General features: G+C 72.3%; 21 protein-coding genes and 2 tRNA genes. 19 read left to right on the top strand and 4 right to left on the bottom strand.

From position 1 onward, the window contains the following. Window positions 1-32 precede the first annotated feature (32 nt). Window positions 33-1,187 carry a M48 family metallopeptidase gene (locus V5O46_RS27865; RefSeq protein WP_332887475.1) on the bottom strand — a complete coding sequence of 385 codons (1,155 nt, stop codon included), beginning with the start codon at window positions 1,185-1,187 and terminating at the stop codon, window positions 33-35. A gap of 357 nt (window positions 1,188-1,544) precedes the next feature. Between V5O46_RS27865 and V5O46_RS27860 the strand changes: the two genes are divergently transcribed. The 9 genes from V5O46_RS27860 to V5O46_RS27820 all read left to right on the top strand — a co-directional run bounded on the left by V5O46_RS27860 (window position 1,545) and on the right by V5O46_RS27820 (window position 6,450). Continuing rightward, window positions 1,545-1,712, top strand: a complete 168-nt coding sequence (locus tag V5O46_RS27860; protein WP_332887474.1) for a hypothetical protein — start codon at window positions 1,545-1,547, stop codon at window positions 1,710-1,712. 70 nt (window positions 1,713-1,782) lie between these two features. Further along, on the top strand, window positions 1,783-2,421 hold the full coding sequence (nadD, locus tag V5O46_RS27855) for a nicotinate-nucleotide adenylyltransferase (RefSeq protein ID WP_332887473.1): 639 nt from the start codon (window positions 1,783-1,785) through the stop codon (window positions 2,419-2,421). A 16-nt stretch (window positions 2,422-2,437) separates the two neighbouring features. Next, window positions 2,438-4,276: a LytR C-terminal domain-containing protein gene (locus tag V5O46_RS27850; RefSeq protein WP_332887472.1), complete on the top strand. Its 1,839-nt coding sequence runs from the start codon at window positions 2,438-2,440 to the stop codon at window positions 4,274-4,276. Window positions 4,277-4,354: 78 nt separating this feature from the next. Next, window positions 4,355-4,801 (top strand): ribosome silencing factor, encoded by a 447-nt coding sequence (gene rsfS, locus V5O46_RS27845; protein ID WP_332887471.1) that lies wholly within the window; start codon window positions 4,355-4,357, stop codon window positions 4,799-4,801. Beyond that, on the top strand, window positions 4,798-5,469 hold the full coding sequence (locus V5O46_RS27840) for a histidine phosphatase family protein (RefSeq protein WP_332887470.1): 672 nt from the start codon (window positions 4,798-4,800) through the stop codon (window positions 5,467-5,469). Before rsfS ends, V5O46_RS27840 begins: the two co-directional genes overlap by 4 nt. Window positions 5,470-5,567: 98 nt before the next feature. Continuing rightward, window positions 5,568-5,640 (top strand) — tRNA-Ala (locus tag V5O46_RS27835). A 203-nt stretch (window positions 5,641-5,843) separates the two neighbouring features. Beyond that, window positions 5,844-6,017 (top strand): hypothetical protein, encoded by a 174-nt coding sequence (locus V5O46_RS27830; RefSeq protein ID WP_332887469.1) that lies wholly within the window; start codon window positions 5,844-5,846, stop codon window positions 6,015-6,017. Window positions 6,018-6,020: 3 nt separating this feature from the next. Further along, window positions 6,021-6,254: a hypothetical protein gene (locus tag V5O46_RS27825; RefSeq protein WP_004988233.1), complete on the top strand. Its 234-nt coding sequence runs from the start codon at window positions 6,021-6,023 to the stop codon at window positions 6,252-6,254. A 123-nt stretch (window positions 6,255-6,377) separates the two neighbouring features. Continuing rightward, window positions 6,378-6,450: transfer RNA gene (locus V5O46_RS27820), tRNA-Ala, on the top strand. 172 nt (window positions 6,451-6,622) lie between these two features. On the opposite strand, the gene V5O46_RS27815 is transcribed toward V5O46_RS27820, so the two are convergent. Next, window positions 6,623-8,236, bottom strand: a complete 1,614-nt coding sequence (locus V5O46_RS27815) for an NADH-ubiquinone oxidoreductase-F iron-sulfur binding region domain-containing protein (protein WP_332887468.1) — start codon at window positions 8,234-8,236, stop codon at window positions 6,623-6,625. Further along, entirely contained in the window at window positions 8,233-9,588 is a 1,356-nt protein-coding gene (locus V5O46_RS27810; RefSeq protein WP_332887467.1) for a ferric reductase-like transmembrane domain-containing protein, read from the bottom strand. The genes V5O46_RS27815 and V5O46_RS27810 overlap by 4 nt, the downstream gene beginning before the upstream one ends. Before the next feature lie 485 nt (window positions 9,589-10,073). On the opposite strand from V5O46_RS27810, the gene leuS reads away from it, so the two are divergent. The 9 genes from leuS (at window position 10,074) to V5O46_RS27765 (ending at window position 22,935) form a co-directional block, all read left to right on the top strand. Further along, entirely contained in the window at window positions 10,074-12,953 is a 2,880-nt protein-coding gene (gene leuS, locus V5O46_RS27805) for a leucine--tRNA ligase (protein ID WP_332887466.1), read from the top strand. Window positions 12,954-13,125: 172 nt separating this feature from the next. Further along, entirely contained in the window at window positions 13,126-13,860 is a 735-nt protein-coding gene (locus V5O46_RS27800; protein WP_332887465.1) for a hypothetical protein, read from the top strand. A 70-nt stretch (window positions 13,861-13,930) separates the two neighbouring features. Continuing rightward, window positions 13,931-14,776 (top strand): DegV family protein, encoded by an 846-nt coding sequence (locus tag V5O46_RS27795; RefSeq protein ID WP_332887464.1) that lies wholly within the window; start codon window positions 13,931-13,933, stop codon window positions 14,774-14,776. 859 nt (window positions 14,777-15,635) lie between these two features. Then, window positions 15,636-16,751: a helix-hairpin-helix domain-containing protein gene (locus V5O46_RS27790; RefSeq protein ID WP_408649072.1), complete on the top strand. Its 1,116-nt coding sequence runs from the start codon at window positions 15,636-15,638 to the stop codon at window positions 16,749-16,751. Window positions 16,752-17,242: 491 nt separating this feature from the next. Further along, entirely contained in the window at window positions 17,243-19,909 is a 2,667-nt protein-coding gene (locus V5O46_RS27785) for a ComEC/Rec2 family competence protein (protein WP_332887463.1), read from the top strand. A gap of 110 nt (window positions 19,910-20,019) precedes the next feature. Beyond that, window positions 20,020-20,859 carry an arylamine N-acetyltransferase family protein gene (locus tag V5O46_RS27780; RefSeq protein ID WP_332887462.1) on the top strand — a complete coding sequence of 280 codons (840 nt, stop codon included), beginning with the start codon at window positions 20,020-20,022 and terminating at the stop codon, window positions 20,857-20,859. Between the two features lie 48 nt (window positions 20,860-20,907). Beyond that, window positions 20,908-21,153, top strand: a complete 246-nt coding sequence (locus V5O46_RS27775; RefSeq protein ID WP_332887461.1) for a hypothetical protein — start codon at window positions 20,908-20,910, stop codon at window positions 21,151-21,153. Between the two features lie 93 nt (window positions 21,154-21,246). Beyond that, window positions 21,247-22,236 carry a DNA polymerase III subunit delta gene (gene holA, locus V5O46_RS27770; RefSeq protein WP_332887460.1) on the top strand — a complete coding sequence of 330 codons (990 nt, stop codon included), beginning with the start codon at window positions 21,247-21,249 and terminating at the stop codon, window positions 22,234-22,236. Between the two features lie 300 nt (window positions 22,237-22,536). Next, window positions 22,537-22,935 carry a nuclear transport factor 2 family protein gene (locus V5O46_RS27765; protein ID WP_332887459.1) on the top strand — a complete coding sequence of 133 codons (399 nt, stop codon included), beginning with the start codon at window positions 22,537-22,539 and terminating at the stop codon, window positions 22,933-22,935. Window positions 22,936-23,148: 213 nt separating this feature from the next. On the opposite strand, the gene rpsT is transcribed toward V5O46_RS27765, so the two are convergent. Beyond that, window positions 23,149-23,415: a 30S ribosomal protein S20 gene (gene rpsT / locus V5O46_RS27760; RefSeq protein ID WP_332887458.1), complete on the bottom strand. Its 267-nt coding sequence runs from the start codon at window positions 23,413-23,415 to the stop codon at window positions 23,149-23,151. Window positions 23,416-23,677: 262 nt separating this feature from the next. Here rpsT and lepA point away from each other — a divergent pair, with 262 nt between their 5' ends. After that, a complete protein-coding gene (gene lepA / locus V5O46_RS27755; protein WP_332887457.1) occupies window positions 23,678-25,546 on the top strand; it encodes a translation elongation factor 4 in 1,869 nt (622 codons plus the stop codon). The last annotated feature ends 102 nt before the right edge of the window (window positions 25,547-25,648 follow it).

The raw sequence follows: 25,648 nt of genomic DNA, 5'->3' as shown, positions 1-25,648 counted from the left end.
ACCGCCCGGCGGGCGGCTTTCCCGGAGGCTCCTCAGTCGTCGTCGCGGTCGCCGTCGCGCGGGGAGCGGCCGTCCTTCCCACCAGTCCCGCCGCCGGCGGTCCCGTCCGGGCCGTCCGAGCCGTCCGTGCGCGGTGGCCGCGGCTGCGTGCCGGTGAACCCGCCGAAGCCGCGCCGCACCCGCTCCCCGAGGTCCCCGGCGCCGCCTGCGATGTCGTTCACCAGCTTCATCAGCGGGTCCTTGGAACCGCGCACATGGGTGGCGTAACTGGAGGCGGACTCGCGGAACGAGTCCCGGACCGAGGTGTCCGGGTCCTCCTCGCGCCGGGGGTAGTGACCGTCCATGATCCGCTGGTAGTCGCGCGAGGCGGCCCACTTCTTCAGCTCGGCGGCCCGCACCGTGGTGAAGGGGTGGGAGCGGGGCAGCACATTGAGGATCTTCAGCACGGAGTCCCGCAGGTCGCCCCCGGCCTCGTACTCGTCGGCCTGCTCCAGGAACGCGTCCACGTTCATCTCGTGCAGGTGGTTACCGCCCGCGATCTTCATCAGCCCGCGCATGGAGGACTGGAGGTCCTGGCCCACCAGCAGCCCGGCCCGGTCGGCGGACAGCTCCGACTTGCGGAACCACTCGCGCAGCGCGGTCACGATCGCCATGATCGCGACATTGCCCAGCGGGATCCAGGCGACCCGGACGGCCAGCGACGTCAGGAAGAGCAGGATGGTGCGGTACACGGCGTGCCCGGACAGCGCGTGCCCGACCTCGTGCCCGACGACCGCGCGCATCTCCTCCTCGTCGAGCAGCTCGACGAGACCGGTGGTGACCACGATGATCGGCTCGTCCAGGCCGATGCACATCGCGTTCGGCGTCGGGTCCTGGTTGACGTACATCGGGGGGACCTTCTCCAGGTCCAGGATGTAGCAGGCGTCTCGCAGCATGTCGTTCAGGTGGGCGAACTGCCGGTCCGAGACCCGCACCGAGTCCGACAGGAACAGCAGCCGGAGACTGCGCTCGGGCAGCAGCCCGCTCAGCGCCTTGAACACCGTGTCGAAACCGCTCAGCTTGCGCAGGGCCACCAGGGCGCTGCGGTCTGCCGGATGCTCGTACGCACGCGAGGAGATCCCCGGGAAGCGCCTGCGCTGCCTGCTCGGCACGTGCTCGTGCCCGTTGTGCTGGTGGCCGTCGGACATGTCTTCCCCCAGGTGCGTCGGTGTGACAGGTGCGTCTGCGTGGCCCGCTGCGAACGCCTGTGCGGTTCTCTGTCTCTTCTTCGTGCCCCCGAAGCAGTGCCCAGCCTAGGCGGAAGACGCCGGGGACGGGCAGTGCACAGCCCCGTGCGGTCCCTGCGCCGGCCCGTTCGCCGAGGCCGCGGCCCGCGGCGCGCACCGGGGCACCTGCTGCACGGCTACAAGCGGAAGACGACCGAGCCCGTCGGAAGGTTCCCCGCGCCGTCCCCGACGGCGGAGTCGGCGTGATCGCCCGTACCGGGCCCGCATACGATGAGCCGACGTCCTTGTCCCGCCCACACCTGATAGGTCCTGCCGAAGATGATGCTGCACAGCGCCGCCGCCCAGCTGGTCACCGTTGCCTCCGAGAGCGGCGGGGAACACGGCGGCAACCACGAGAGCCTCAACCCCTACGTCACCGGCGTCGGCGCGTTCGTCGTCCTGATGCTCCTGCTGTGGATCACCACCCGCTTCAACCGCGACCGCTGAGCCGCGGACGGCCGGGGGGACGGGTCCTGGCGGCCGGAGCTCCGGGACCGGGCCGGTAGGGTCTGCACGCATGGGAGAGCAGGACATGCCTACCGGCCCCGGCACCGGCCCGTCGCGGCCGGGCAAGCGCCGCCTGGGCGTCATGGGCGGCACCTTCGACCCGATCCACCACGGGCACCTGGTGGCGGCCAGCGAGGTCGCCGCCCAGTTCCACCTGGACGAGGTGGTGTTCGTCCCCACCGGGCAGCCCTGGCAGAAGAGCCACCGCAGGGTCTCCGCGGCCGAGGACCGCTATCTGATGACGGTCATCGCCACCGCCGAGAACCCGCAGTTCTCCGTGAGCCGCATCGACATCGACCGCGGCGGCCCGACGTACACCGTGGACACGCTGCGCGACCTGCGCGCGCTTAACCCCGACACCGATCTCTTCTTCATCACCGGCGCCGACGCCCTCGGTCAGATCCTCACCTGGCGCGACAGCGAGGAGCTGTTCTCCCTCGCGCACTTCATCGGCGTCACCCGGCCCGGCCACCACCTCGACGACTCCGGTCTCCCGGAGGGCGGTGTCTCGCTCATCGAGGTTCCCGCCCTGGCCATCTCCTCCACGGACTGCCGTGCGAGAGTCGCCAAGGGCGACCCCATCTGGTATCTGGTGCCGGACGGAGTCGTGCGCTACATCGACAAGCGCCAGCTGTACCGCGGCGAGTGAGCCGAGAGGGGCACCGGTGAACGACCGATACGACGCGGGCTACGGGGACGGCGCCCCGTACGAGCTCGTCGGCTACGACGAGTACGGCCGGCCTGTGTACCGCCAGGTCCCGGCACAGCCCGCCCAGCAGCAGCCGTACGACCCCTACGCCCAGCAGCAGCCGTACGACCCCTACGCCCAGCAGCAGGGACACGGGTCGGTACCCGCCGCGTACGCACAGGAACCGGGCGCGCACGGTGCGGGCGGACACGGAGCGGGCGGCTACGCGCACGGACAGCAGGATTACGCCCACGACCCGTACGCCACGGGAGACGTCCGGCAGCCCGCGTCGCCGGCATCGCCCGCGTACGACCCCTACGGCTCACCGGACGCACCGGGCTCGTACACGTCCTACACCTCCCACGACACCTACACCTCCCACGGCACCTACGGCACCGCCCAGCAGCCGCAGACCGCCCACGTCCCCCAGCAGGCCGGCCCGCCCGAGGGCCGGGACACCCGTCCGGCCGGATCGGACCCGGCCGCCGACGAGCCCGACCACCACCAGCCCGACCACCACCAGCCCGACCACCACGAGCCCGACCACCGCACCGAGCAGTTCGCCTTCGTCGAGGAGCCGGACGGCGACTCCGAGGACGTCATCGACTGGCTGAAGTTCACCGAGAACCGCACCGAGCGCCGTGAGGAGGCCAAGCGGCGTGCACGCGCGCGGGTGATCGCGCTGGCCGTCGTACTGGCCCTGGTCGCGGCCGGTGGCGTCGGCTACCTCTGGTACGCGGGCAAGCTGCCCGGACTGTCGTCGTCGGACGGGAAGTCCCAGGGCACGACGGCCGCGGGCGCCCAGAAGCGGGACGTGCTCGTGGTCCACCTGCACGACACCAAGGGCGGCGGCACCACCACCGCGCTGCTCGTCGACAACACCACCACCCAGCGCGGCACCACCGTTCTGATTCCCAACTCACTCGCCGTGACCGCCGACGACGGGACCGCAGCCACGCTCGCCGAGTCGGTCGACGAGGCCGGACCGGACGCCACCCGCACCTCGCTGAACTCGGCGCTCGGCACCGACATCGAGGGCACCTGGCGGCTGGACACCCCCTTCCTGCAGATCCTGGTCGACCTGGTCGGCAACATCGAGGTCGACGCCGACGCCGACGTCCCCGACCCGGAGGCCGAGGGCAAGGGCGCCGCCCCGCTCGTCCGCAAGGGCGAGAACCAGACGCTCAGCGGCAAGGCGGCCGTCGCCTACGCCACCCACCGGGGCTCCGGCGAGGCACAGAACGCCCAGCTGGAGCGGTTCGGGCAGGTCCTGCACGGGGTGCTGCGCAAACTCTCGTCCGACCCGGACGCGGCCACGCTGACCGTCCAGACCCTCGGGCAGGTGCTCGACCCGCCGCTGACCGACAAGGACCTCGGCGCCTTCCTGGCCTCGCTCGCCGACCTGGCCAAGGGCGGCGACCACGACACCGCCCTGCTGCCCGTCCAGGACGACGGCACCCTGAGCGCCGAGGCCTCCGCGTCGGTCGTCAAGGACGTGCTCGGCGGCACCGCGAAGAGCCCCGACCCGGACGCCGCGGTCAGCGTCTCGGTGCGCAACGCCACCGGTGACGAGGACAGCACCGGCAAGGCACGGGTGGTCCTCCTCAACGGCGGGTTCACCGTCCTCCAGGGCGGCACCGCCGGCGCGGCCCAGGGCAGCTCCGAGGTCGTCTACGGCGACGAGGGCGCCAAGGAGGACGCGGTCCAGGTGGCCAAGACGCTGGGCCTGCCCGCCGAAGCCGTCGCCCAGGGCGAGGTCCCCGCGAACGCGGACGTCGCCGTGGTCCTCGGACAGGACTACGAGCCGTCGTCGTAGCCGACGGTAATCACGTGGGGCGCGGTCGGCGGTCGTGAGACCCTTGGGGGCAAACGCCCGTCGACCGAAAGCCTCGTAGTGACCGCGACCGACCGCTCTCTGCAACTCATCAACACCGCCGCCCAGGCCGCCGCCGACAAGCTGGCGCACGACGTCATCGCCTACGACGTCAGCGACGTGCTGTCGATCACGGACGCCTTCCTGCTGGCCTCCGCCCCCAACGACCGCCAGGTCAAGGCCATCGTCGACGAGATCGAGGAACGCCTCAGCAAGGAGCTCGGCGCCAAGCCGGTGCGCCGCGAGGGCGACCGCGAGGCCCGCTGGGTGCTGCTCGACTACGTCGACATCGTCGTCCACGTCCAGCACAGCGAGGAGCGGGTGTTCTACGCCCTGGAGCGGCTCTGGAAGGACTGCCCCGAGCTCGAGCTGCCCGCCGACGCCGAGGCCACGCGTGGCAGGGCCGAGGAGCACGCCCGGCAGCAGGCCGCCGAGGAGGCCGCGCAGGCGGACGGGGACTGGCGATGAGCGCCACCGGCGAGGTCGCCGTCGGGCGGCCGGGCCGCGGCCGGCGCATCATCCTGTGGCGGCACGGCCAGACCTCCTGGAACGTGGAGCGCCGCTTCCAGGGCAGCACGGACGTCCCGCTCACCGAGACCGGCCTCGCCCAGGCCCGCCGCGCGGCCCGGCTGCTCGCCGGTCTGCAGCCCGACGCGATCATCGCCTCCGACCTGGAGCGGGCCGCGCACACCGCCGCCGAGCTGGCCGCGCTCACCGCCCTGGAGGTGACCGTCGACGAGTCCCTGCGCGAGACCTACGCCGGCGTCTGGCAGGGCCTGACCCACGACGAGATCATCGCCCGGTACGGCGACGAGTACGCGGCGTGGAAGCGCGGCGAGCCGGTCCGCCGCGGCGGCGGCGAGCTGGAGACCGAAGTCGCCGACCGCGCCGCCCCCGTCGTGCTGCGGCACGCCGAGAAACTTCCCGAGGACGGCACGCTCGTCGTGGCCAGCCACGGCGGCACCATCCGCACCACCATCGGCCGCCTCCTCGGCCTGGATCCGAGCAGCTGGGAGAGCCTGGGCGGGCTGACCAACTGCTGCTGGTCCGTGCTCGGCGAGGGCGCCCGCGGCTGGCGCCTGCTGGAGCACAACGCCGGCACCCTCCCGGAGCCGGTCCTCGGCGACGACGACTGAGCGGCGCGGGCGGGCCGGGCGGCTCGATTTCACTTTCCGGCAGGTCGCAGGCTAAAGTTCTTCTTGTTCGCCCCGCCGAGCGGGAAGAACACCAGCCAGGGGCTATAGCTCAGTTGGTAGAGCGCTTGCATGGCATGCAAGAGGTCAGGAGTTCAATTCTCCTTAGCTCCACGGACGAATCCCGTCCCCCTCAGGGGGCGGGATTTTTCGTTGCTCCCGGTTGAGCAGTCCGCCGTCGGCGGCCGTATCGATCGGTGGGGCTCGGCACGGACGCCGTGGCCTGACTGGTACTGAGGCGTCGCTGACCGTGTCGGTCCGGTCGTGGCAGAATCAAACGGCCGGAAGGGGGCGCGGCCCGATGGGAGGGAGTAGCGATGCCTGCGAGCATCCTCGAGGAGGTCGACGGCCTCCTCGGTGCGGTGATGACACGGAACACGACCACCCGCCTCCGCTGCCCTTCCTGCGGTTCCGCACATGTCGCCCAAGTCCTCGGTGACAACGGCGGAATCTCGTACGTGTGCACCGCCTGCGGGCACAGCTGGAGCTGATCGATGGGTGCACACAGGCGAAAGTGCGACTGGTGCGGCAGCGGTACGCCGATCGTCCGCGACATGGAACCGCTCAATCCCGAGTACCAGTACTGGTGCGAGGAGTGTGCGCGAGCGCTGATCATAAAAGGCGACCCCATCGAGACGTACCGCGAGCTCGAGGGCGAGCCGATCTACGGCCGGCTGCTCGAGGAGCACTGCACGCTCAAGCGGTTCTACTCGTTCGTCACGGCCTGAACCCGTACCGGAGGTGACCGGCGCCGCTCGCAAACCGGACAGAACGGAAACGATTTGGTGTGCGGCCGGGGGGACCGTGTAATGTTGGCGTCGCCGCCAGGGAAACCGGGCGGACCACAGCAAGGGGCTATAGCTCAGTTGGTAGAGCGCTTGCATGGCATGCAAGAGGTCAGGAGTTCAATTCTCCTTAGCTCCACAGAAGCTCCACAGAGAAGATCCCCCGGGTAGCACGACCTGGGGGATCTCTGCGTGTTCCCGGCCTTCGCGATCAGCCGCTCCGCACGTTCGGTCGGCCGCTCGCGTCGGCCGGCCGACCCCTACGGCCGGCCGACCTGTTCCGCACGGGCCGCTCCGCCGGCCCGTTCCGCTCAGCGCCCGAGAGCGCGGCGGCCCCGGCCCTGGGAGAGCACCGGCAGGTTGCTGCGGGAGGGCGCCTGCCCGCGCGTTTCCTCCTCGAGCCGCAGGGCCAGCGCCGGGCAACGGCGCACCGCGCGCAGCGCCTTCGCCTCCGCGTAGCTCGGCACGTCCGCCTGGGCGACCGTCGGGAAGCCGTCGGCGCCCAGCTCGAACACCTCCGGGAGGATGTCCGCGCACAGGCCGTGCCCCCGGCACAGGGTCCAGTCGACGTAGATCTTCTGGCCGCTGGGGCCGTTCTCCCCGGCCGCTCCGCCGCCCGGGATTCCCGTCGGGGCCCTGCCCCCCTCGAAGAGGGGCAGCACGCCGTGGACGGGCCGCCCGCAGCCGTTGCCGAGGACATGGGCGGCCAGGTCGTCGGTGAACGCCTTGACGGTCGACTCCAGGAACATCGCCGAACCGTCCGGGTGCGAGCAGGCCCCGCGCCGTTTGACGTTCTTGGCGACCTGCTTGAGCGCCTCCAGAGCGGCCGGCCCGCCGCCGTTGAGGATGTCCTCCATACCGCGCGCCGCGGCCGGCAGCCCGAGGTAGCAGGGGCCGCACTGGCCCGCGCTCTCCTCCGCCAGCCACTGCGCCACCCGAAGCGACTCGCCCAGCGGGCAGGTGTCCTGACTGATCGGCAGGATCGCGCCCGCGCCGAGCGAAGCGCCCACCGCGTCCAGCGAGTTGCGGGAGACCACCGCGTCGTTGGCGGTCGCCGCGTCGATCCACTTGCCGTGGTAGCCGCCGGTCAGCACACCCTGCGGCATCGGCGGCGCGCCGGCGAGCTGCAGGACGTAGCGCAGCGGCACCCCCGTGGGGACCTCGATCACCATGGGCCGGGTGACCGCGCCCGAGACCGTGAGCATCACGGTGCCCGGCTCGTCGTACAGGCCGGTGTTGCCGTACCGCTCCGGGCCGATCCGGGCGGCGATGGCCAGCTGGGCGAAGGTCTCGGCGTTGGACAGCAGGGTCGGTGCGCCCCCGACGCCGCTCTTCGAGGCGCTGATCTTGCGGCCGGGCGGGATCGCCGGGCCGCCGTCGATGGAGCGGATCAGCGAGGCCGCCGCGCCGGTGACCATGCGCACCGGGTTGCGCTGCACGCGCGCGCGGAGAGCGGACCGGCGGCCGTTGCTCAGCCCGCGTTCGGAGAGCGCGGCCTCCATGGAGCGCTGGGTGGACTCCCGGGTGACCCCCACCACGAGCGTGCGGGCACCCAGGGCCTCGGCGCACAGCAGCGCGCCGTCCAGGATGAGATGCGGGGCGCGGTTGATCAGCACCGTGTCCTTGCGGCAGGCCGGTTCGTCCTCGCTGCCGTTGACCACGACGACCGGCCGTACCCCGCGTTTGATCGCGGACTCGGCGACGGAGCGCAGCTTCTTGTGAAAGGGGAAGCCGGCGCCGCCGCGGCCCCTGAGGTTGATCCGGTCGGCGAGCTGCGCGAGCTGCTCGCCGCCCATCGGTTCCAGTGGCCCGTGCACCTTCAGGTGCATGGGCAGATCCAGTCGTTCGACAAGGTCGAAGCCCGACGTGAGCTGGGGAAGGCCGACCACGCGGACTTCGGGTACGTCGGGCAGGGCCTCGTTCACTTCAAGCCTCCGGAAGGCGTGTTCCAAGGTTCGCCCGAACCCGGCGCGTCGAAGTCGTAGGACGCGCCGGGTGTCGTTTCGGTGGCGGGACCGCTGTTGTACGTGTCGTTCGGGTAGTACGTGTCATACGCCGCGTTCGTCTCACCGGTGTCGTACACATCACTCGACCCGTAGCCGGAGGCTCCCCCGGAGCCGTAGCTGCCCGGGGACCCGTAGGCCGGGATTCCCTGGCCGGTGTCGTTGAGCGGGTCGTAGGCAGGGATCCCCTGGCCGGTGTCGTTGAGCGGGTCGTAGGGCGGGATCGACTGACCCGTGTCGTTGAGCGGGTCGTAGGCCGACGGAGGTGCCTCGCCGACCGGTGGCGGGGACGGGACCGGCCAGCTGCCCGAGGTGCTGCCGCCGCCGTCGATCCGGTCCGTCGGCTCGGTGGGCCGCAGGTCGTTCGGCAGCTCCATACGTGCGGTCTGCTCGGCCGCGAGGGACTGCCGCGCGCGCGTGGGACCGGACACCGCCCGGTAGGCCGCGGCGAAGCCGCCCGCGGGTTGCCCGGGGGCCTGGGGGCGCTCCGACGGCTCGAACCGCGGGCGCGGGGGGGCCGCGGCCCACTGGTTCTCGTAGCCGCCCGGCAGCTGCTCGTAGCCCGGCAGGCCGGCACCGGCCGCGGCGCGGGCCCGGCTCTCCTCCAGCTCCTCGCGGACCTGCCGCTCCCGGCCGCCGGTCAGCTCGCCCAGAGCGTCGGCGACCTTGCGCTTGACCGGGCTGGGTGCGGCGCGCAGCGCCAGGGCCGCCATCACTCCGAGCACGGACAGTCCGTAGAGGATCACGAAGACCGGCGCCGCCGCGCGACCCGCGTAGATTCCGTGCAGGAGGGCGAAACACCAGGCCGGATAGGCCAGCATGTGCATGGCGCGCCAGCGGGAGGCGATCAGCGCCGGGGCGGCGAAGCGGTTGCGCAGGGCTCCGGTGACACCCACGAAGAGCATCATCAGGCTGGCCAGGGTGCCGAAGCCGATGAGCACCTCCCGGCTGGCGAACTCCTCGGAGTCCGTGGCCAGCAGCCCGAAGGGGATCACCGCGGCGACCCACGTGGTGTGCTCCAGGGCCAGCTTGACCCCGATGTGCACCAGGAGGAAGACGATCGAGCCGATCGCCGTGATCCGGTGCACCGCCTGCGCCATGATCCGCCGGCGGGTGTCCAGGAGGATCCGGTCCTGCGCGACGAGCCCCCAGATCACCGAGCAGCTGAGCAGGACGAGCGAGAGGACCCCCGCGCCGAAATTGAGGAACTCCGCGAAGTAGGTGTCCAGGGTGCTGTTGTTCGTCGTCTCCGCAACGCCGTCTGCGGTTGTCACGGCGCACCTCCCCACGTCGTGACGCGGGGTGTGAGCGGTGGGGTACTGCGGGGAGGGTTCATGGGGCGACTCCGAGCGGTTCGGGAAAGCGGTCCCGCTGTCGCACTCTAGGTCGAGCCATACCCATGGGATACGAGGTTTGAGTTATTGCGCTGTTATCAAACGGCAGTGTGGCCGGTGTGATGCCCCTTAGGGGTCGTTACGCGAAGTAACCTTTGAACAACATTCAGGTCTTTCCTGGTGAGCGCGCCGAACAGGGGCCGGGGCGGTCCGCCGGTAGTCCGTCGCCGCCCGCGAGGCGACTGCTGTACCCTGACGCCATGCGTGCCGTACGCCTTCTGCTTAGCGAGCCGCGCTGATCAGTCCCGACCGCCGGCGCTCCGGATGGTCGGAATCGGCGCGGCGTCCCCTCCTGTGCGAGGGGATTTTTCATTTCCGGAAAGTCGCAGCCGCAGGCAGAGACGATCGATGGAGCTTTGAGGATCATGAGCGAGACGAACCCCGCTGCCGCCGCCGGCGTGCCGGCGGATGCCGCGCCGCACCGCTACACGGCTGCGACGGCGGCCGAGATCGAGGCACGCTGGCAGGACTTCTGGGACGCGCACGGCACGTACGCGGCGCCGAACCCGACCGGCGACCTTGCGGGGGACGCCGAGACGGTCGCCAGGCCCGAGAAGTTCATCATGGACATGTTCCCGTACCCCTCGGGCGCGGGCCTGCACGTCGGCCACCCGCTGGGCTACATCGCCACCGACGTCTTCGCCCGCTTCCAGCGGATGACCGGCCACAACGTCCTGCACACCCTGGGCTTCGACGCCTTCGGCCTGCCCGCCGAGCAGTACGCCGTGCAGACCGGCACGCACCCCCGCGTGTCCACCGAGGCCAACATCAAGAACATGCAGACCCAGCTGCGCCGGCTGGGCCTGGGCCACGACAGGCGACGGTCCTTCGCCACGATCGACCCGGACTACTACAAGTGGACCCAGTGGATCTTCCTGCAGATCTTCAACTCCTGGTACGACGAGGAGGCCCGCAAGGCCCGTCCGATCGCCGAGCTGGTCGCCCAGTTCGAGTCCGGTGAGCGCGCCGTGCCCGGCGGGCGCACCTGGACCGAGCTGACCGCGGGCGAGCGCGCCGACGTCCTGGGCGAGCACCGCCTGGCCTACGCCTCCGACGCGCCGGTCAACTGGTGCCCCGGCCTGGGCACCGTGCTGGCCAACGAGGAGGTCACCGCCGAGGGCCGCTCCGAGCGCGGCAACTTCCCGGTCTTCAAGGCCAAGCTGCGCCAGTGGAACATGCGCATCACCGCCTACGCCGACCGGCTGCTGGACGACCTGGAGGAGCTGGACTGGCCCGAGGCGATCAAGCTGCAGCAGCGCAACTGGATCGGCCGCTCCGAGGGCGCCCGGGTCGACTTCCCGATCGACGGCGAGCACATCACGGTCTTCACCACCCGCCAGGACACCCTGTTCGGGGCCACCTACATGGTGCTGGCCCCCGAGCACCCGCTGGTCGAGAAGTTCACCCCGGACGCCTGGCCCGAGGGCACCCACCAGGTGTGGACCGGCGGCCACGCCACCCCGGCCGAGGCCGTCGCCGCCTACCGCGCCCAGGCCGCCGCCAAGTCCGACGTGGAGCGGCAGGCCGAGGCCAAGGACAAGACCGGCGTCTTCACCGGCGCGTACGCCACCAACCCCGTCAACGGCGAGCGGATCCCCGTCTTCATCGCCGACTACGTCCTGACGGGCTACGGCACCGGCGCCATCATGGCCGTCCCGGCGCACGACAGCCGAGACTTCGCCTTCGCCCGCGCCTTCGAACTGCCGGTGCGCTGCGTCGTCGAGCCCACCGACGGGCGTGGCACGGACACCTCCACCTGGGACGACGCCTTCTCGTCGTACGAGGCGAGGATCGTCAACTCTTCCGGCGGCGACGTCAGCCTGGACGGCCTGGGCATCACCGACGCCAAGGCGCGCATCACCGAATGGCTGGAGCGCAAGGGCATCGGCGAGGGCACCGTCAACTTCCGGCTGCGCGACTGGCTGTTCAGCCGGCAGCGCTACTGGGGCGAGCCCTTCCCGATCGTCTACGACGAGGAGGGCATCGCCCACGCCCTGCCCGAGTCGATGCTGCCGCTGGAACTGCCCGAGGTCGAGGACTACTCGCCGCGCACCTTCGACCCGGACGACGCCGACACCCAGCCGGAGACTCCGCTGTCGCGCAACGAGGACTGGGTCGACGTCACCCTGGACCTGGGCGACGGGCCGAAGCGCTACCGCCGCGAGACCAACACCATGCCCAACTGGGCCGGTTCCTGCTGGTACGAGCTGCGCTACCTGGACCCGCACAACTCCGGCAAGCTGGTCGACCCGGAGATCGAGCGGTACTGGATGGGCCCGCGCGAGGGCCGCCCGCACGGCGGTGTCGACCTGTACGTCGGCGGCGCCGAACACGCCGTGCTGCACCTGCTGTACGCGCGGTTCTGGTCCAAGGTCCTGTTCGACCTGGGGCACGTCTCCTCCGCGGAGCCGTTCCACAAGCTGTTCAACCAGGGCATGATCCAGGCCTACGTCTACCGCGACGCCCGGGGCATCGCGGTACCGGCCGCCGAGGTGGAGGAGCGCGACGGCGCCTACTACTACCAGGGCGAGAAGGTCACGCGGCTGCTGGGCAAGATGGGCAAGTCCCTGAAGAACGCGGTCACCCCGGACGAGATCTGCGCCGAGTACGGGGCCGACACGCTGCGCCTGTACGAGATGGCGATGGGCCCGCTGGACGTCTCCCGGCCGTGGGACACACGCGCGGTGGTGGGCCAGTTCCGGCTCCTGCAGCGGCTGTGGCGCAATATCGTCGACGAGGAGACCGGCGAGGTCACCGTCGTCGACGCGGAGCCGGACGAGGCAGCGCTGCGGGCCCTGCACAAGGCGATCGACGGGGTGCGCGGCGACCTGGAGGGCATGCGGTTCAACACCGCCATCGCCAAGGTCACGGAGCTGAACAACCACCTGACCAAGACGGGCCGGCCGGTGCCGCGCCCGGTCGCCGAGGCGCTGGTGCTGATGGTCGCCCCGCTGGCCCCGCACATCGCCGAGGAGCTGTGGCGCAAGCTGGGCCACACCGACTCCGTGGTGCACCAGGACTTCCCGGTCGCCGACCCGGCCTACGTGGTCGACGAGACCGTCACCTGCGTCGTGCAGGTCAAGGGCAAGGTCAAGGCCCGACTGGAGGTCGCCCCGTCCATCTCCGAGGGGGACCTGGAGAAGGCCGCGCTGGCCGACGAGAAGGTCGTGGCCGCGCTGGGCGGGGCCGGGATCCGCAAGGTCATCGTGCGGGCGCCGAAGCTGGTGAACATCGTTCCGGCCTGATCGCCGCCGAGGCCGCGCCGGGTTGCGGGTGGCGGCACCGGAGGCTTCGGGGTAGTCCCCTACGGGCAGGTTCGGGGTCCGGCTGGAACCCCGGACCTGCCCTTTGCGTTTACCGTGGAGGAGCGGCGCGACGGGTGCCGCGCGGCGGCCGGAGTGCCACAGGAGGAGTGCCGTGGAAGCAGTGTTCGCAGTCCTTGCCCTGCTCTTCGTCCTTCTCGTCGCGCTCGGGGCCTACGCCACGGTGAAGGTGATCGGCGCGGCCAAGCGCAGTGCCGACCGCCACATCACCCAGGCCCGCCGCACGGTCGAGGACCACACCCTGCGGGCCAAGTCCCTCGTCCAGCCCGGCCCCGCGGGCGAGCTGGCCCAACTCCGGCTGAAACTGCGCACCTCGATGCGGGCCACGCAGGACGCGCTGCACGCCGGCGTGAGAGAGGACGAGTCCCTCAAGGAGTCCCTCGCCCTCTTCCAGCGCCTCAGCGCCCACGGCCACGAACTCGACGCCGAGCTGCGGCGCCTGGAGTCCGAGCCCGACCAGGCAAGGCTCGCCGAGCGCCTCCCCGGGCTGCGAGAGCGCACAGAGCGCGTCACCGAGGCCGCCGACTCCCTGCGCTGGGCCGCCCGTGACCGGGCCCGCCGCTTCGCGGACGACGACCTGGACACGCTGAGCGCCCAGATCGACATCGAGTCCGGCGCGCTGCGCCACTGGACACGGACGGATTCCGCCACCACCCCGCCGCCCTGGCCCGAGGCCCCCGCCGCCGACGAGGGGAGGGGCCGCCAGACCTGGCCGGAGGGCGAGCAGCCGCACCCCGCGGAGGAGCCGGCCCGCCCCGCCATCACCCCGCCCGACCCGCGCCCCGCCTACCCCTGGCAGAAGCAGGCCCGCCCGGAGAACACGACCTGACCGTGGTGAAGCGGTGCCGGTGACGGGGCCGGGCTGCCGCACGGGCGCTACGGCAGGTAACCTCCAGCTCATGTCCCGCCATGTCGCTATCGTCACCGATTCAACGGCCTACCTTCCGGCCCGGACGATGGAGCGCCATGGCATCACCGCGGTACCGCTGACCGTGGTCCTCGGCGACCGTGCCCTGGAGGAGGGCACCGAGATCTCCACCCGCTCCCTGGCCCAGGCCCTGCAGAAACGGCACCCGGTCACCACCTCCCGCCCCAGCCCCGAGCAGTTCGCCGAGACCTACCGCAGGATCGCCGCGTCCGGCGCCGACGGCATCGTCTCCCTGCACCTCTCCGCCGAGCTGTCGGGCACCTACGACGCCGCCGTGGTCGCCGCGCGCGAGGCGCGGATCCCCGTGCGGGTCGTGGACACCGGGATGATCGCGATGGCGCTGGGCTTCTGCGCGCTCGCCGCGGCCGGAGCGGCGGAGAGCGGCGGCACCATCGATGAGGCCGTCACGGCAGCGGAGAAACGCGCCGCGGGCACCTCGGCCTACTTCTACGTCGACACCCTCGACTATCTGCGCCGCGGCGGCCGGATCGGCGCGGCCCAGGCCCTGCTCGGCTCCGCGCTCGCCGTGAAGCCGCTGCTGCAGCTGAGCGAGGGCCGGATCGAACCTCTGGAGAAGGTACGGACCGCGTCCAAGGCGATCGCGCGCCTGGAGGAGATCGCCGCCGACCGGGCCGGCGGCGCCGAGGTCGACATCGCCGTCCACCACCTTGCCGCCCCCGACCGTGCCTCGGCCCTCGCGGACCGGCTGCGGACCCGGCTGCCCGAGCTGGCCGACCTGCATGTGAGCGAGGTCGGAGCGGTGATCGGGGCCCACACGGGCCCGGGTCTGCTGGGGGTGGTGGTCTCAGCTCGCTGAGACCACGCCGACGCTCGTTCGGGTGACGGAGATATCCACAACCGGCGGGTAGTCCCCGGGAATCCACCAAGATCATCGCGGGTCGCGTCGGATGTCCGATGCTCCCTGCATGGCACTGCGATCACTGACCCGCACCTCCGGCCCGACCAGCGGCCCGGGCCGCGGCCCCGCGTCCGACACCCGCACCCGTCACCGCCGTTGCCGGCCTGCCCGCCCCAGCGGGGGCGCCCGGCAGTCCCGCCGCAGCGCATCCGCGGACGAGCTGCGCCGCCGCGCCGAGACCCTCTTCGCCGAACGGCCCCGGTACCGCCCGGCCGGCTGGGCAGAGCCGGGCACGGGACCACCGGGGGACGAGCGCGACGACAGGACCGTCGCAGGTACGGGGGCCTCGGCCGCGCTGATGCGGGGACCAGCGGCGCCCGGTCCGGTTGGTGCGCGTGGGGCGCCGCCTGGTCCGGTTGGTGCGCGTGGGGCGCTGCTCGGTCCAACTGGCCCAACTGGTGCGACTGGTCGGGGTTCGGCGGCGACCTTCGAGCCTGGCGGGGGCGCGGCGTTGTCCGGCGCGTCTGCTGTGCCCGGCGGGGCCGGCGCGTCCGCGGTGTGCAGTACATCTGCCGCGTCCGCTGTGTCCGGCGCGTCCGGCGCGTCCGGCGCGTCCGGCGGGGACGGCGGGGACGGCGCGTCCCGTGGGGATGCCGGGGAGGGGGCTCCCTCGCTCCGCGAGGCGAGGGCGCCGGCTGTGCTGACAACCCGGCCCGAGGACACGGCGCCGGCCGCGGCACCTGGCCGGGTCGCGGAGGCGCTCGCCGTGCCCGAGCGGGGTTCGGGGACGCATGGTGCGTCTGATCGGGATGCGGGGATGCATGGTGAGCCCGTTCGGGATGCGGGGACGCATGGTGAGCCCGATCGGGACGCGCGGATGCATGGTGAGCCCGTTCGGGATCGGGGGGTGTCTGCTGTGCGGGTTCGGGGCTTGGGGTCGTCTGTGGTGTCTGCCCGGGGCTTCCGGACGTCTGTGTCGCTCGGTGGTGCGGTGGGGGGCCCGGAGACGTCCGCGATGCCTGCCCGCGGCCTGGGGACTTCTGTCGTGTCAGCCCGGGGCTTACGGGCGCCTGTCTCGCCCGGTGGTGTGGATCGGGGTTCCGAAGTGCTCGGTGAGACTGCTCGGCACGTGGGGGCGCCCGCCGAGCCGGCTCCGGACTCGGGGACGGATGGCGAGCCCGCCCGGGGCCCGGGGGCCTGGCGGCAGCGAGCCGGGCTTGCGCTGCGCGAGCGCATGCCGCTGTGGCTGCAGGCGCGGTGCGGGCTCGAGCGGCGCAGCGTCCTCGCACTCGCCGTCCTCCTCGTCGCCGTCGCTGCGTTCGCCGTGCAGCACTTCTGGACCGGCCGTCCTCAACAGGTGCGCGCACCGGAAGTGGTGCGCGCTGCGGCGCCGTACGACCCACCGGGTCACGAGGCCGGAGCAGCGGCCGGGCCGACTGCGGGGGCCGTCGGCCCTCCGCAGCCCACGGCCGCTCCGGGCGCCGAGATCGTGGTCGACGTCGGCGGCAAGGTGCGTTCGCCGGGAGTGCACCGTCTCCCGGCCGGCTCCCGGGTCGAGGACGCCCTGCGTGCCGCCGGCGGAGTGCGCCCCGGCACCGAGACGGACGGTCTCAACCGGGCCCGCTTCCTGGTGGACGGCGAGCAGGTGCTCGTCGGCGTACCCGCCTCCGGTGCGGTGGTCGGCTCCGGGGGAGCGACCGTCGCGGGACCGGGCGGTGCCGTGCCGGGCGCGGCACCCGCCGCCCCGGTCTCGCTGAACACGGCCACGGCCGACCAGCTCGACACGCTGCCCGGCGTCGGTCCGGTGCTGGCCCGCCGCATCGTCGACCACCGCACCCGGCACGGTGGCTTCCGCTCGGTCGAGGAGCTGCGCGAGGTCAACGGCATCGGTGACCGCCGCTTCGCCGACCTGCGCGACCTGGTCCGGCCATGAGGGGACGTGAGGACTTCAGGGTCCCGGACACGGTCCCGCGGTCCTCGATCGTCCCCCGGCCGGCCCCCGGGAGGGTGCTGCCGGTGGAGCCCGGGCCGGACTCTCCCCCGGAACCGGAGTGGGGCACACAACGGGATGCAGGGCTCGACCCGCGCCGGTCTCCCGGACGTGACTGGGAGCCGTCGGGCGCCGGGCGGTGCCCGCGGTCGGACGCGGGGCTGGAATCGACGCCTGCTCCTGGCAGTGACGCGCGGCCGTCCCCTGGGCGAGACGTGGGTCCGGATCCTGGTCGTGACTCGAGGCAGGGCGCCGGTCGTGGCCGACAGCTGGATGCCGGAGGCGGGCGCCGGCCGGATGCCGGAGGCGGGCGGACGGCCGCCCCGGCCGGGCCGTGGGACCACCAGCAGCACGTCGGACGGGACCCGCAGCCGAACCTCCGGCCGGAGTCCCCGCCGGCCCACCGGGATGTCGGTCCGCCCGATCGGTCACCCGTGCACGCGGCCTCCGGGAAGCGGCTCGGTGCCGCCTGCCCACGGCAGGACGGACCGGCGGACCTCCGGCTCGTGCCGCCTGCTCTGGCGGCCTGGGCGAGTGCGGCACTGCTGGTGGGCGCGTCTCCGGCGTGGGCCCTTGCTTCCGCCGCCGTGTGCCTCGCCGGTGCCGCCGTCCTGCTGGTGATGGGGGCTGGGGGACGGGAGCGGGTCCGTCATCGAGCCCGGTCCTCGACCGGCAGTCGACCTGGCCCTCGACCTGCTCCTGGCCCCGTCCTCCGATCCGGTCCATGGCCGTCCGCACCCCCACCCCGGGCCGCGGTCGCCGCCGTGCTCCTCGGCGTGGCGGCTTCCGCCACGTCGGCCGGGCTGCACAGTGCGGACCTGTACCGCGGGCCGGTCCCGGATCTGGCCCGGCGGTACGCCACGGTGACCGCCGAGGTGGAGGTCACCTCCGACCCCCGGCTCACGCGGCCCCGCGTCCGCGGCCCTCGCACGGCCCCGCCCGCGGTGCTGATCCACGCAGACGTCCGGCGAGTCATCCGCACGGACGGGACGGCGGTGACCACCCGGACCCCGGTGCTGCTGATCGTGGACTCGGAAGCCGGCGACGCGCCCGGTGAGTCGCCCGGCGGGCGGTCACCGGACGACGCGCGCGAACCCGGCCGTTCCGTAGCGGGCGAGCCGGACACCGCGCCGCCCTCCGCCCGCGATGCGCACGCCGCGCCCTGGCTCCGGCTGCTGCCGACCACCCGGCTGCGGATCACAGCCCGGACGGCACCGCCGATGCGGGACCGGGACCAGATCGCCGCAGTGCTGCGAGCCCGGGACGGAGCGGCCCCCGACGTGGTGGCCGCCCCGTCGTCGGCGCAGCGCGTGGCGGGACGCCTGCGCGCGGGGCTGCGCGCGGCGACGGACGGCCTGCCCGCCGACGCACGGGCACTGCTGCCGGGCCTGGTCGTCGGGGACACCTCCCGGATCACTTCCGAACTGGAGGAGGCCTTCGAGAAAACGGACTTAGCGCACACTCTTGCTGTATCTGGAGCAAATTTCACGATTCTCCTGGCAGTGCTGCTCGGGCCTCCGGGGCTGGCGATGCGCAGCGAGCGAGGAGGACTCGCACCCCGGCTGGGTCTCTCCCTGCGGACCACGGCCGTACTGGGCGGCGTGATCGGGATCGGATTCGTCGTCGTGTGCCGTCCCGAGCCCAGTGTGCTGCGCGCCGCGGCCTGCGGCGGGATCGCGCTGCTCGCCCTGGCCACAGGGCGGCGCAGATCCCTGCTCCCGGCCCTGGCGACGGCGGTCCTGCTGCTGGTGCTGTACGACCCGTGGCTGGCCCGCAGTTACGGCTTCCTGCTCTCCGTGCTGGCCACCGGCGCCCTGCTCACCCTGGCACCGCGATGGAGTGCCGGACTCCGCCGGCGCGGGGTGCCGCCCCGGCCGGCCGAGGCACTGGCCGCCGCCGCGGCCGCCCAGGCCGTGTGCGCACCGGTCGTCGCCGTGCTGTCGGCGCGGGTGAGCCTGGTGGCGGTGCCGTGCAACCTGCTCGCGGAGTTCGCGGTCGCACCGGCCACAGTGCTGGGATTCGCCGCGCTCGCGACAGCACCCCTGGCGATGCCCTGCGCCAAGGCGCTGGCCTGGTGCGCGAGTTGGCCCACCGAGTGGCTGGCAGGCGTCGCCCGCACCGGAGCGGCACTGCCCGGCGCGGTGGTGGACTGGCCCGGCACCTGGGGCGGCGCGGCACTGCTCACCCTGGCCACGGTGGCCGTGCTGCTCGTCGGCCGGCGGCTGCTGCGCCACCCCTGGTGGTGCGGTGTCTGCGCGGCACTACTGACGCTGGCCGTGGTGCAGCCACCGCCGCTGGGCCGGGTGATCGTCGGCTGGCCGCCGCCGGGCTGGCGGCTGGTGATGTGCGACGTCGGGCAGGGCGACGCCCTGGTGCTCGCGGCGGGGCGGGGCGCGGGAGTGGTGGTGGACGCCGGTCCCGACCCGGAGCTGGTCGATCACTGTCTGCGCTCCCTCGGCATCACCCGAGTCCCGCTCGTCGTGCTGACGCACTTCCATGCCGACCATGTGGCGGGACTGCCCGGGGTGCTGCGCGGGCGCGCCATCGGGGCGATCGAGACGACCAACCTCGAAGAGCCTGCCGGGCAGGCGGATTTCGTCCGGTCCCGCGCGGCGGAACGAGGCATCCCGGTCCGGCATGCGGCAGCCGGGGAAGTGCGGCGGGCCGGGCCGCTGTCCTGGGAGGTGGTGTGGCCGCCGGGCACCGCCGGTCCGCCCCCGGCTCTCGGCGCCGAGGAGCCGAACGACGCGAGCGTCACCCTGCTGGTGCGCACGGCAGGGATGCGCCTGCTGCTCCTCGGCGATCTCGAGCCACCCGCGCAGCGGGCCCTGGCGAGGTCGCCGGCGGCGGAGGCACTGAAGGGCGTCGACGTGGTCAAGGTCGCCCATCACGGCTCGGCCCACCAGGACCCGGGCCTCCTACGCCGGGTCGCCCCGCGGCTGGCGCTGATCTCCTGCGGTGCGGACAACCCGTACGGGCATCCCGCCCCCGGCACACTGGCGGCGCTGCGCGCCCGGGGGGCCGCGGTGCTGCGGACGGACCGGGACGGCGCGGTGGCGGTTACCGGCACCGGCCAGGACCTGCGTGCCGCGGCGGACTGATGCCGCCGGGCCGCAGGGGATCACCTGGGCGCACGGCATGGCACGGCACGGAACAGCGACGAGCCGCACCCGGCGGGCGTGCCCGGGCCCGCCCGCGGGAGACTGGGGGCATGAAGCCCGCACAGGTCGATGCCTATCTCCGTCGGCTGGGGGCCGCGTACCCGGCGTGGCCCACCGTCGAGGTCCTGCGTGAGCTGCACCTGCGCCATCTGCGGACGGTGCCGTTCGAGAACCTGTCCATCCACCTCGGCGAGGAGATCGTGCTGGAGGAGGAGCGGCTGCTGCACAAGCTGCTGGACGACCGGCGAGGCGGGTTCTGCTACGAACTCAACGGCTCCTTCGCGGCGTTGCTCACCGCGCTCGGGTACGAGGTCTCGCTGCTGGCGGCCCGGGTGTACGGGGAGGGGGACCGGCTGGGGATCCCGTACGACCACATGGCGCTGCGGGTGCGGACCGTGGACGGGGGCGACTGGCTGGCCGACGTCGGCTTCGGGGCGCACAGCCACTACCCGCTCGCGTTCGGGGAGCGGGGTGAGCAGACCGACCCCGGCGGGACCTTCCGGATCGCCGAGGCGGGGCCGGACGCGGCCGGGGTGCGCGGCGGAGACGTCTCGGCGCGAGCCGCGGACCTGGACGTACTGCGGGACGGCAGGGCGGTGTACCGCTTGGAGCTGCGCCCGCGGGTGCTGGGCGATTTCGTGGCCGGGGCATGGTGGCACAGCACCTCGCCCCGGTCGCATTTCCGGCGCTCCCTGGTGTGCTCACGGCTCACGGACGACGGCGGCCGGATCACGCTCAGTGGCCGCAGACTGACCCTGACGGCCCCCGGCGGGCAGCGGGAGGAGCGTGAACTGGGCGCGGACGACGAGGTGCTGGAGGTGTACCGGGACCGGTTCGGCCTCGGGCTCGCCCGGGTGCCGGAGGTACGGAAGACCGACGGGAGCGGCTGACGGCCCGCAGCACCGATGCCCGGCCTGCTGTGCGGGACAATGGCGGGCGTGAGTGATGTGAGACACCTGCTCGTGCTGCCCGACCGCGACGCGGCGGAGGAGGCCGCGGGGGCGCTCGGGGAGCGGTTCGCGCTCGCCGAGGAGCCCCGCATCGTCCGGGACGCGCTGGCCGGAGAGGACGACGCCGAGGACGCCCAGTGGCTCGTCGTCCTGCGCGACGAGGGGGAACGGCTGGACCCGGCCGAGCTGGACGAGTTCGCCGCCCGGTGGGACGGCTGGCGCGAGGACCCGTAGCCGGCAGCTCTGCCCCCAGGGGGCACGGCAGCTCTGCCCCAGGGCGTACGGCAGTCGGCGCCGATGTCAGTGCCGCGTGCGATGCTTGTCGCGATGGCCAGGAAGACTGCGAACGACGACCCTCTCGCCCCGGTGACCCTCGCCGTGGGCCAGGAGGACCTCCTGCTCGACCGTGCCGTGCAGGAGGTGGTGGCCGCCGCCCGGGCCGCCGACGCGGACACGGACGTACGCGACCTCACTCCGGACCAGCTGCAGCCCGGCACGCTCGCCGAGCTCACCAGCCCGTCGCTCTTCGCCGAGCGCAAAGTCGTGGTCGTACGCAATGCGCAGGACCTGTCCGCCGACACGGTCAAGGACGTGAAGGCCTACCTGGGCGCTCCGGCCGAGGAGATCACCCTCGTACTGCTGCACGCGGGCGGCGCCAAGGGCAAGGGCCTGCTGGACGCCGCGCGCAAGGCGGGCGCACGCGAGGTGGCGTGTCCCAGGATGACCAAGCCGGCGGACCGGCTGGCCTTCGTCCGGGCCGAGTTCCGCACCACCGGGCGGTCGGCCACACCGGAGGCCTGCCAGGCGCTGGTGGACGCGATCGGCAGCGATCTGCGCGAGCTGGCGGCGGCGGTGTCCCAGCTGACCGCGGATATCGAGGGCACCATCGACGAGGCGGTCGTCGGCAGGTACTACACCGGCCGTGCCGAGGCCTCCAGCTTCACGGTCGCCGACCGGGCGGTCGAGGGCCGGGCGGCGGAAGCCCTGGAGGCGCTGAGATGGTCGCTGGCCACCGGTGTGGCACCAGTGCTGATCACCAGCGCTCTGGCACAGGGGGTCCGGGCGATCGGCAAGCTGTCGTCGGCGCGCGGCGGCCGGCCGGCCGATCTCGCCCGTGAGCTGGGCATGCCCCCGTGGAAGATCGACCGGGTGCGGCAGCAGATGCGCGGCTGGACCCCGGACGGCGTCGCGGTGGCCCTTCGGGCGGTGGCCGAGGCGGACGCCGGAGTGAAGGGCGGGGGCGACGACCCGGAGTACGCGCTGGAGAAGGCGGTCGTCACCATCGCCCGCGCGGCACGGTCGAGAGGCCGGGCCTAGCAGGCTGCCGGACCGGGCAGGCCGGTCGCCGTACCGCGCAGCCCGCCGGACCGGGAAGCCGCCGTACCGTGGCGCCCGCCGGGCCGGGAAGCCACCGGTCACTGAGCCGCCGGGCCGGGCAACCACGGACGACCAGCCCGCCGGACCGGGCAGCCGCCAGGCCACCGACCGGAAGTCGGCCGAGCCGCCGGTCCGAAGCCGGCCGAGCCGTCGGCCCTGAAGGGGAGAAGTCGGGTCCGGAGGAGGAGAATCAGAGGTGTCAGCCGTAGATCGCCCATGAGTGGAGAGGTGGCGAGCACCATGGCTGAACATGCGCACGCGAGGCTCGTCCGCGAGGGCTACGAGGCCTTCTCGCGCGGGGACATGGACACCCTGCGCGGGCTGATGGCGGCGGACGCCACGCATCACGTGCCCGGCAGCGGAGTTCTCTCCGGCGATTTCAAGGGCCAGGACGCGGTCCTGGACATGTACCGGCGGATCGGCGAGGAGACCGGCGGAACGGTCCGGGTCGAGCTTCGGCACGTCCTCGTGGACGGCCGGGGCCACGCATCGACCCTGCACCGCCTTACCGCGGACCGGAAGGGCAAGCACCTGGAGGAGAACGGAGGCATCGTCTTCCGGATCGTCGGCGACAAGATCACCGATCTCGACGAGTGCGTGGAGGACATACAGGCGTCCGACGACTTCTGGGCGGAGTAGCCACGCCCGCACGGCGGGAGTCGGCCGCGCCCTCAAGCCGAGGACCCCGTCCACCACCCTGGGGAAGGGCGGCGGACGGGGTCCTCGGTTCACGCCTGAGGACTCGTACCCGCGTGGCGAACGCAGGCCGCGTACGAGTCCGGGGTGCCGGTCGGGAGCGGATGAGAGAGGGCCCGCCCTGGGTCCTTCCGGCGATCAGACCAGATAAGGGGTTCAGCCCTTGACGGCGGCAACCTTCTGCGCCAGCGCCGACTTCTTGTTGGCGGCCTGGTTCTTGTGGATGACGCCCTTGGAGACGGCCTTGTCGAGCTGACGCGCGGCGACGCGCTGGTACTCGGTGGCCTTCTCGACGTCACCCGCGGCAGCAGCCTCGCGGGCCTTGCGGATCGCGGTCTTCAGAGAGGACTTGACCGCCTTGTTGCGCAGACGCGCCTTCTCGTTGGTCTTGATCCGCTTGATCTGGGACTTGATGTTCGCCACGAAAGAGCCTTCTCAGGTTCTGGCACGGGCCGCCCGGGTGCCGTACGAAAACGGGAGCCCACGAGGCCGTACCGGTGATTTCTTCTTGAACCGTGCCCCGTGCCGAGCGGGCATGAGACACAGCCCCCCACACTACCAGCGGCCCAATCAGTGGCCCAAACCCGTCACCGGTCCCCACGCGTGGGACCATGGAAGCTACGTATCGATCCGATCCGACCCGAGACCGCAGACACTGCGGACGCCTCAAGAATCAGGACCCTGCGTGCCCGCGATCCCTAGCCATGTGCCCGAGCCGAGCCGAACCGACCCGGCTCTGATCCGCAACTTCTGCATCATCGCGCACATCGACCACGGCAAGTCCACCCTCGCCGACCGGATGCTCCAGCTGACCGGGGTGGTCGAGCAGCGGCAGATGCGCGCCCAGTACCTCGACCGCATGGACATCGAGCGCGAGCGCGGCATCACGATCAAGTCCCAGGCGGTGCGACTGCCGTGGGCGCCCACCCACGACCAGGGCAGTACGCACATCCTCAACATGATCGACACCCCGGGTCACGTCGACTTCACCTACGAGGTCTCGCGGTCGCTCGCCGCGTGCGAGGGGACCATCCTCCTGGTCGACGCCGCCCAGGGCATCGAGGCGCAGACCCTCGCCAACCTCTACCTGGCGATGGAGAACGACCTCACGATCATCCCCGTACTGAACAAGATCGACCTGCCCGCCGCGCAGCCCGAGAAGTTCGCCGAGGAGCTGGCCAACCTGGTCGGCTGCGAGCCGGACGACGTCCTCAAGGTCTCCGCCAAGACCGGCCTGGGCGTCGAGGACCTGCTCGACAAGGTCGTCGCCGAGATTCCGCCGCCCGTCGGCGTCAAGGACGCGCCCGCCCGCGCGATGATCTTCGACTCGGTCTACGACTCCTACCGCGGTGTCGTGACGTACGTCCGTGTCATCGACGGCCGGCTCAACAAGCGCGAGCGCATCCGGATGATGTCCACCGGCGCCACGCACGAGCTGCTGGAGATCGGCACCAACTCGCCGGAGATGCTGGCAGCCGACGGCATCGGCGTCGGCGAGGTGGGGTATCTGATCACCGGCGTGAAGGATGTCCGCCAGTCCAAGGTCGGTGACACCGTCACCAGCCAGCACAAGGGCGCCGAGGAGCCGCTGGGCGGCTACAAGGACCCCAAGCCGATGGTGTTCTCCGGCCTCTATCCCCTGGACGGCTCGGACTACCCGGAGCTGCGCGAGGCCCTGGACAAGCTCCAGCTCAACGACGCCGCGCTGGTCTACGAGCCGGAGACCTCGGCCGCCCTCGGCTTCGGCTTCCGCGTCGGCTTCCTCGGCCTGCTGCACCTGGACGTGATCCGGGAGCGGCTCGAGCGCGAGTTCGGCCTCGCCCTGATCGCCACCGCCCCCAACGTGGTCTACCGCGTGATCATGGAGGACGGCACCGAGTACACGGTCACCAACCCGAGCGAGTTCCCCGAGGGCAAGATCGACGAGGTGTTCGAGCCGGTGGTGCGAGCCACCATCCTGGCGCCCACCGAGTTCATCGGCGCGATCATGGAGCTGTGCCAGACCCGGCGCGGCACCCTGCTCGGCATGGACTACCTCTCCGAGGACCGGGTCGAGATCCGCTACACCCTCCCGCTCGCCGAGATCGTCTTCGACTTCTTCGACCAGCTGAAGTCGAAGACCCGCGGCTACGCCTCGCTGGACTACGAGCCCACCGGCGAGCAGACCAGCTCCCTGGTCAAGGTCGACATCCTGTTGCACGGCGACAAGGTGGACGCGTTCTCCGCCATCACCCACAAGGACCAGGCGTACGCGTACGGCGTGCGGCTGGTCGCCAAGCTCAAGGAGCTGATCCCGCGGCAGAGCTTCGAGGTGCCGGTGCAGGCCGCCATCGGCTCCCGGGTGATCGCCCGCGAGACCATCCGTGCCATCCGCAAGGACGTCCTCGCCAAGTGCTACGGCGGTGACATCTCCCGTAAGCGGAAGCTGCTGGAGAAGCAGAAGGAGGGCAAGAAGCGGATGAAGATGGTGGGTTCCGTGGAGGTCCCCCAGGAGGCCTTCATCGCCGTCCTCTCCAGCGACGACGCAGCGGGATCCGGCAAGGGCAAGAAGTAGCCCGCGCGCCGCTGGGCGACCCGCGCCGCTGGGCGACCCCGCCGCAGGGCAATAGGGGGCACAACGGGGCCCGTCGTACGCGAGTACGGCGGGCCCCTTCGC

This window comes from Streptomyces poriticola (assembly GCF_036689765.1).
GTDB classification, from domain to species: Bacteria; Actinomycetota; Actinomycetes; order Streptomycetales; family Streptomycetaceae; genus Streptomyces; species Streptomyces poriticola.
Note: the sequence above shows the minus strand (reverse complement) of the source record. Positions and strands in the feature narration are given on the sequence as shown.

What these genes read in the sequence shown, in the direction of transcription:
- V5O46_RS27865 (WP_332887475.1), bottom strand. Translation starts at nt 1,187, where the DNA reads ATGTCCGACGGCCACCAGCACAACGGGCACGAGCACGTGCCGAGCAGG.
- V5O46_RS27860 (WP_332887474.1), top strand. Translation starts at nt 1,545, where the DNA reads ATGATGCTGCACAGCGCCGCCGCCCAGCTGGTCACCGTTGCCTCCGAG.
- nadD (WP_332887473.1), top strand. Translation starts at nt 1,783, where the DNA reads ATGGGAGAGCAGGACATGCCTACCGGCCCCGGCACCGGCCCGTCGCGG.
- V5O46_RS27840 (WP_332887470.1), top strand. Translation starts at nt 4,798, where the DNA reads ATGAGCGCCACCGGCGAGGTCGCCGTCGGGCGGCCGGGCCGCGGCCGG.
- V5O46_RS27830 (WP_332887469.1), top strand. Translation starts at nt 5,844, where the DNA reads ATGCCTGCGAGCATCCTCGAGGAGGTCGACGGCCTCCTCGGTGCGGTG.
- V5O46_RS27825 (WP_004988233.1), top strand. Translation starts at nt 6,021, where the DNA reads ATGGGTGCACACAGGCGAAAGTGCGACTGGTGCGGCAGCGGTACGCCG.
- leuS (WP_332887466.1), top strand. Translation starts at nt 10,074, where the DNA reads ATGAGCGAGACGAACCCCGCTGCCGCCGCCGGCGTGCCGGCGGATGCC.
- V5O46_RS27795 (WP_332887464.1), top strand. Translation starts at nt 13,931, where the DNA reads ATGTCCCGCCATGTCGCTATCGTCACCGATTCAACGGCCTACCTTCCG.
- V5O46_RS27790 (WP_408649072.1), top strand. Translation starts at nt 15,636, where the DNA reads ATGCATGGTGAGCCCGTTCGGGATGCGGGGACGCATGGTGAGCCCGAT.
- V5O46_RS27780 (WP_332887462.1), top strand. Translation starts at nt 20,020, where the DNA reads ATGAAGCCCGCACAGGTCGATGCCTATCTCCGTCGGCTGGGGGCCGCG.
- holA (WP_332887460.1), top strand. Translation starts at nt 21,247, where the DNA reads ATGGCCAGGAAGACTGCGAACGACGACCCTCTCGCCCCGGTGACCCTC.
- V5O46_RS27765 (WP_332887459.1), top strand. Translation starts at nt 22,537, where the DNA reads ATGGCTGAACATGCGCACGCGAGGCTCGTCCGCGAGGGCTACGAGGCC.